At 63.8% G+C, this 6,000-nt stretch carries 7 protein-coding genes; 2 read left to right on the forward strand and 5 right to left on the reverse strand.

Annotated elements, in window-relative coordinates; genetic code table 11:
• Positions 1–52 precede the first annotated feature (52 nt).
• On the reverse strand, positions 53–580 hold the full coding sequence (locus NKK50_RS30450) for an SRPBCC family protein (RefSeq protein WP_023683829.1): 528 nt from the start codon (positions 578–580) through the stop codon (positions 53–55).
• A 14-nt stretch (positions 581–594) separates the two neighbouring features.
• Positions 595–1,005 (reverse strand): DoxX family protein, encoded by a 411-nt coding sequence (locus NKK50_RS30455; RefSeq protein WP_352544312.1) that lies wholly within the window; start codon positions 1,003–1,005, stop codon positions 595–597.
• Positions 1,006–1,361: 356 nt separating this feature from the next.
• On the opposite strand from NKK50_RS30455, the gene NKK50_RS30460 reads away from it, so the two are divergent.
• Complete coding sequence (locus tag NKK50_RS30460) at positions 1,362–1,769, forward strand: ACT domain-containing protein (protein WP_023671700.1); 408 nt, start codon at positions 1,362–1,364, stop codon at positions 1,767–1,769.
• A gap of 3 nt (positions 1,770–1,772) precedes the next feature.
• Here NKK50_RS30460 and NKK50_RS30465 read toward each other — a convergent pair whose 3' ends face one another.
• The 3 genes from NKK50_RS30465 to NKK50_RS30475 all read right to left on the reverse strand — a co-directional run bounded on the left by NKK50_RS30465 (position 1,773) and on the right by NKK50_RS30475 (position 3,483).
• Positions 1,773–2,126: a GNAT family N-acetyltransferase gene (locus tag NKK50_RS30465; RefSeq protein WP_352500689.1), complete on the reverse strand. Its 354-nt coding sequence runs from the start codon at positions 2,124–2,126 to the stop codon at positions 1,773–1,775.
• Entirely contained in the window at positions 2,101–2,223 is a 123-nt protein-coding gene (locus NKK50_RS30470) for a hypothetical protein (RefSeq protein WP_280813933.1), read from the reverse strand. The genes NKK50_RS30465 and NKK50_RS30470 overlap by 26 nt, the downstream gene beginning before the upstream one ends.
• Before the next feature lie 225 nt (positions 2,224–2,448).
• Positions 2,449–3,483 (reverse strand): aspartate-semialdehyde dehydrogenase, encoded by a 1,035-nt coding sequence (locus NKK50_RS30475; RefSeq protein ID WP_023671698.1) that lies wholly within the window; start codon positions 3,481–3,483, stop codon positions 2,449–2,451.
• Between the two features lie 424 nt (positions 3,484–3,907).
• Here NKK50_RS30475 and NKK50_RS30480 point away from each other — a divergent pair, with 424 nt between their 5' ends.
• Positions 3,908–5,749, forward strand: a complete 1,842-nt coding sequence (locus NKK50_RS30480) for a DEAD/DEAH box helicase (RefSeq protein ID WP_352500690.1) — start codon at positions 3,908–3,910, stop codon at positions 5,747–5,749.
• The last annotated feature ends 251 nt before the right edge of the window (positions 5,750–6,000 follow it).

The raw sequence follows: 6,000 nt of genomic DNA on the forward strand, positions 1-6,000 counted from the left end.
GCCTGTCACATTCGTAACGACCGCCGCCGAGCTTGTTGAAATGCAGGACGTTTTACCTTTCAGTGGCCTTCTTCAGATTGGCGAGGCCAGCCTCGAAATCCTTGCCGATCAGCGTATCGAAATTCATGAAGAGGCCCAAAAGCTTGGCAATGAAGGGCCGGCTGCCGCGCATTGCCCAGGTGACTGCGGTGGTGTCGCCCGAGGGCTTCAGGGTGAAGTCGACGCTGTTGTTGGCCCGGAACGGCTTCTCGAAGTCGAGCTTCAGCGACACCAGCGAGGATGGCACGGAATTGACGATCTCCATGCGTCCCTTGCCGGCCTTGGCATTGCCTTCCCAGGCGTAGGCGGCGCCCTTGCCGGCATCAGCGCCCGACAGCGTGCGCTTCATCTCGGGGTCGAGCTTTTCGTAGGGTGACCACTCCGGCCAGTGCTTGAAATTGTTGATCAGCGGAAAGATCGCTTCCGGCGCGGCCTTGATGCTGGCGGTGCGGGCGGTGACGAAATCATTCGACCTCGTCGCCGCATAGATGAGCACGGCGGCGATGATGACGACCAGGAGGATGAGAATGGTGCTGAGCATGTTTTTCTCCTCGCTTAACGGCTGAACGGGATCAGGGCGCGCACGCTTGGGTCGCGCAGATAGAGACCGCCCCACAGGATGATGCCGAGATAGACGCTAAACAGCGTGTGCGAAAACAACGGGCTGCCGACGCGCATATTTGTGGCGATGGCGCCGCCGAGATAGCCGGTGAGCAGGATGGCGCCGAGCACCGAGGTGCGGGGCAGCGCATAGAGCGCGGTCGAGATCAGCCCGATAATGCCGAGCGTGCGCGCGACATTGACATCGGCCGGCCAGCCGAGCGGCACCATGGTCTGGGTGACGACATCGAGCGGCGGCAGCTTGATGACGCCGTCGAAGATCATGAACAGGATGATGAGGCCGCTGAGCACGCGGCCGGTCCACAGGGCGCCCCACGAGACGGGCATGGTTTGAGAAATACTCACGGTGTTCCCTCCTAAGCGGTTCGAGCCGTTTGCTGGCTTCGGACCAAGGACGAGCGATGGGGCGGCGATCCTACAGGGTGCGGATTCTTTTTGGGTAGCAGCAAGCAAAAGCCGCTGCGTGGCGATCCTTCACACCCCCCTCTGGCCTGCCGGCCATCTCCCCCGCAAGGGGGGAGATTACACGCTCGACCGCTTCGGCAATGTTCCATGAATGAGCGGAGCATCGAAACCGCCGATCTCCCTGCTTGCGGGGGAGATGCCCGGCAGGGCAGAGGGGGGCGCTGTCCCTCCACCTTGACGGACTATCGACATCCACCAGTCACGGCTATTGATAGGGCTGGGCGAGAGACGAGCGAATGGCCGGCGAGACTGATCTGAAAAAGCTGCTGGCGGCGATGACGCCGGAACTGCTGCCGGACGTCTACGTGTTCGCTACGCTCACACCTGGAATCAGCCGGCAGGCAGGCCTCGATCCCGTGATGGTCTTTCGCGAGCGCGAGGGTGTGACACTGATCGTGACCGAGGACGCGGCACGGGCGGCCGGGCTGACCGCTTCGTTCCGCTGCCGCATGATCACCCTGAACGTCCACTCCTCGCTGGAAGCCGTCGGCTTCCTCGCCGCCATCACCGCCCGGCTGGCCGCCGCCGGCATGGGCGTCAATCCGGTCTCTGCTTTCTATCATGACCATCTGTTCGTGCCCGCTGAGCGGGCCGAGGAAGCGATGGAGTTATTGCGCCAACTGGCCAAGGATAACGCCGGCTGAATATCAAGCTCGACGCACGTAGAGAATATCCGGCAGGCCTTCTTCGTTGGTGGTGCCCGCGCCGAACGCCTCGGGGCGAAAGCCATGGCGCTCGTAGAAGCGACGCGCGCCGGTGTTGGCCTGGAAGCAATGCAGTTTAACGATCCGTAGCGCGGCGGTCGCTTGCACCAGCAGCCGGCTGCCGATGCCTTGCCCCGTCCAGGCGGGGTCGAGATAGAGCTGTTCCACCCAATCGCCGCTCAGGGCAATGAAGCCGACAATGCCGGTGCCGGCCTCGGCGACCGTCACCTGCTGCCGGTGCAGCACGATCTCGCGGATGAAGGCAAGATCCTCATCCGGCGTGTGGATGACCGGCATCCAGGAACGAGCCAAGTGCGGCCCGCATGACAATGGCGATGGTCGCGGCATCCAAAGCCGTGGCGGGGCGCAGCACGATTTTGGTGGGATCGTTCAAAGGCGTTTCTCAACAGAGGTCAGCGCTGCCCTCATCCCCCTGCCGGGACCTTCTCCCCGTGAACGGGGAGAAGGAAGGCTTCGGCCGAAGGCCGAGCCCGCGACTACGGGCCGCCGGCTTTCCGGCGCCCCGCGGAGGGCCAGCCGCGGCAGCGGCGATACGGCCCGTGAGCGATAAACGGAATCGGCCGAAAGCCGAACCCCGTGAGCGAAAACAAACCAGCCGTCAGGCCGCCTTCTTCTTCGGCTGGATCAGGCCGCGCTCGACCAGAAGCTCGGCGATCTGCACCGCGTTGAGCGCCGCGCCCTTGCGCAGATTGTCGGAGACGATCCACATCGACAGGCCGTTGTCGATGGTCGAATCCTCGCGGATGCGCGAGATGAAGGTGGCGTCCTCGCCGGCCGATTCCAGCGGCGTGATGTAGCCGCCATCCTCGCGCTTGTCCAAGACCTGGCAGCCCGGCGCTTCGCGCAGGATATCGCGCGCCTCGTCGGCGGTGATCGGCTTTTCGAACTCGATGTTGACGGCTTCGGAATGGCCGATGAACACCGGCACGCGCACACAGGTCGCCGTCAGCTTGATCTTGGGGTCGAGCATCTTCTTGGTCTCGGCGACCATCTTCCACTCTTCCTTGGTCGAGCCGTCGTCGAGGAAGACGTCGATGTGCGGAATGACGTTGAAGGCGATGCGCTTGGTGAACTTCTTGACCTCGACGCCATCGGCGACGAACACCGCGCGGGTCTGTGTAAAGAGTTCGTCCATGCCTTCCTTGCCGGCGCCGGATACCGATTGATAGGTGGCGACGACGACGCGCTTGATGGTGGCGACATCGTGCAGCGGCTTCAGCGCCACGACCAGCTGCGCCGTCGAGCAGTTCGGATTGGCGATGATGTTCTTGCGGGTGAACAACGAGATCGCATCCGGGTTCACTTCCGGCACGATCAGCGGCACGTCCTGGTCGTAGCGGAAGGCCGACGAGTTATCGATGACGACGCAGCCCTGCTTGCCGATCTTCGGCGACCACTCCTTGGAGACGTTGCCGCCGGCCGACATGATGCAGATGTCGGTGTCGGAAAAATCATACTGGTCGAGCGTCTTGACCTTCAGCGAACGGTCGCCGAACGACACTTCGGTGCCCTGGCTGCGCCGCGAGGCCAGCGCCACGACTTCGCTTACCGGAAAGCCGCGCTCTTCCAGTATGTTGAGCATTTCGCGCCCCACATTGCCCGTGGCGCCGACTACCGCAACCTTGAAACTCATCAGAAATCTCCTGTCCCTCTCCGCTTGGTTTTTGGAGAAAACCCGCCGGCCAATGCGGGTTTTGTCCCCCGGGCCGGACCCGGGAGAGGGTGGTTAGGCCAAGGGAATCACACCGTTATGGTGGTGGTTTTGGCCATAGTTTTGCTGGAACGGTAAGACGCGCCAACGCGCCCGGCCCCATGATTGTGGCCGGGGAAGTCGAATGCAAGAAGAGCCATCAGAAGGCCGCGCATCGAAAATGATCCCGTTCGATGCCGGCTTTTACGCGGTTTGCGTCAGGAGTCAATTGCGGCAAGGCACTCGCTTGCCCTGTACAATAGCGGCCGCAAGAAGTACGAACGCCCAAATAGTGTTTGGCTGGCGTGGCGCCAGCCCCGGCATGTGCTGCATGATGAGCCCATGCCCCGAATTCCGAAAGAGTGAGATGTCCAATTTCGAACGTATCGTTCCTGCGCTGGCAGAGGCGCTGGAAAAACGCGGCTATACCGAGCTGACGCCGGTGCAGAAGGCGGTGCTGGAACTCGGCGAGGCCGACGCTCTGGTGTCGGCGCAGACCGGCTCCGGCAAGACTGTCGCCTTCGGCCTGGCTTTGGCGCCGACCCTTCTTGGAAGCGCCGAGCGTTTTGACCAGGCTGGCGCACCGCTGGCGCTGGCCGTGGCGCCGACGCGCGAGCTCGCTCTGCAGGTGATGCGCGAATTGCAATGGCTCTACGCGCCGACCGGCGCCACCGTCGCGTCCTGCGTCGGCGGCATGGACATGCGCTCCGAACGGCGCGTGCTGGAGCGCGGCGCCCACATCGTCGTCGGCACGCCCGGCCGCCTGCGCGACCACATCACCCGCAACTCCCTCGACATGTCGGCGCTGAAAGCCGTGGTGCTGGACGAGGCCGACGAGATGCTCGACCTGGGCTTTCGCGAGGACCTCGAATTCATCCTCGATGCCGCACCGGCTCAGCGCCGCACGCTGATGTTTTCGGCCACCGTGCCGCGCTCGATCGCCACGCTGGCGCAAGGCTATCAGCGCGACGCCGTACGCATCTCGGCCGGCGGCGAGGAAAAGCAGCATCTCGATATCGAGTACCGGGCGCTGAATGTCGCCTATCCCGACCGCGAGAACGCCATCATCAACGTGCTGCGGTTTTACGAAGCGAAGAACGCGCTGGTGTTCTGCAACACCCGCGCCGCCGTCAATCATCTGACGGCGCGCTTCAACAACCGCAATTTTTCCGTCGTGGCGCTGTCGGGCGAGCTCAGCCAGAACGAACGCACCCACGCGCTGCAGGCGATGCGGGACGGCCGCGCCAAAGTCTGCATCGCCACGGATGTCGCCGCGCGCGGCATCGACCTGCCCAATCTCGAACTGGTCATCCATGCCGATCTGCCGACCAATCCCGAAACGCTGCTGCATCGCAGCGGCCGTACCGGCCGCGCCGGCCGCAAGGGTGTCAGCGCGCTGATCGTGCCCAACGGCGCTCGCAAGCGCACCGAGCGCCTGCTGCAGAATGCAGGGCTGAAGGCGACATGGGCGAGCCCGCCCTCGGCCGACGACGTCATCAAGCGCGACGACGAGCGCATCCTTGCCGATCCAGCCTTCGACGAGCCGGTGGCCGAGGACGAGCGCGGCTTCATCGACGCGCTTCTGGCCAGGCATGGCGCCGAACAGATTGCGGCCGCCTTCGTGCGCCAATGCCGCGCCAGCCGCTCGGCGCCCGAGGAGCTTACGGATGTCGCACCGTTCACGCCGTCGCGAGACAGACCGGCGGGCGAAAAATTCGAACGCCGCGACGAAGCGCCCAGCCGCCGCGACGATTTCGGCGACAGCGTCTGGTTCTCGCTGTCGATCGGGCGCAAGCAGAATGCCGAGCCGCGCTGGCTGATCCCGATGCTGTGCCGCACCGGCAACATCTCCAAGCGCGAGATCGGCTCCATCAAGATGCAACAGGATGAGACCTACGTGCAGATCGCGGCCGACTGGGCCGATCGCTTCCTCGCCGCCATCGGCCCCGACAAGAAGCTGCAGGGCAACATCGTGGTGAAGCGCCTGGACGGCACGCCCGACCTGTCGCGGGCCGGCTACCAGGCGCCGAAGCCGGACAAGAAGCCGCATCGCGGCAAGCGCCCGTTCGAGGCGCCGCAAAGCGCACACAAGCCGAAATTCGAGAAGCGGGAACGGCCCGCCGGCGATGCAAAGCCTTGGGCCGGGAAACCGAAATTCGACAAGGCGGGACCGCCTAAGAACAAGAAGCCGAAGAAGCGGCCGGTTTGAGGCTCTTATCGGCCAATTACAAATGCAGGCGCTGCCCCTCATTGCCCTGCCGGCACCTTCTCCCCGTATAGTGACGGGGAGAAGGGAGATGGCCGCAACATCGGCGCTCTTGGCAACGCTGGCAATTGGCGAAATCAGTAGGCGACAGCTGTCCAGCCGATAGATGGGTAACACTTTGAACCGGATACATAGGTGACACTTCTCTCCCCCTATGCGTCCGCCGCAGCGCCAAGCGGATTGGTTGGCGCGGC

This window comes from Mesorhizobium sp. M0001 (genome assembly GCF_040324255.1).
Lineage (GTDB): Bacteria > Pseudomonadota > Alphaproteobacteria > Rhizobiales > Rhizobiaceae > Mesorhizobium.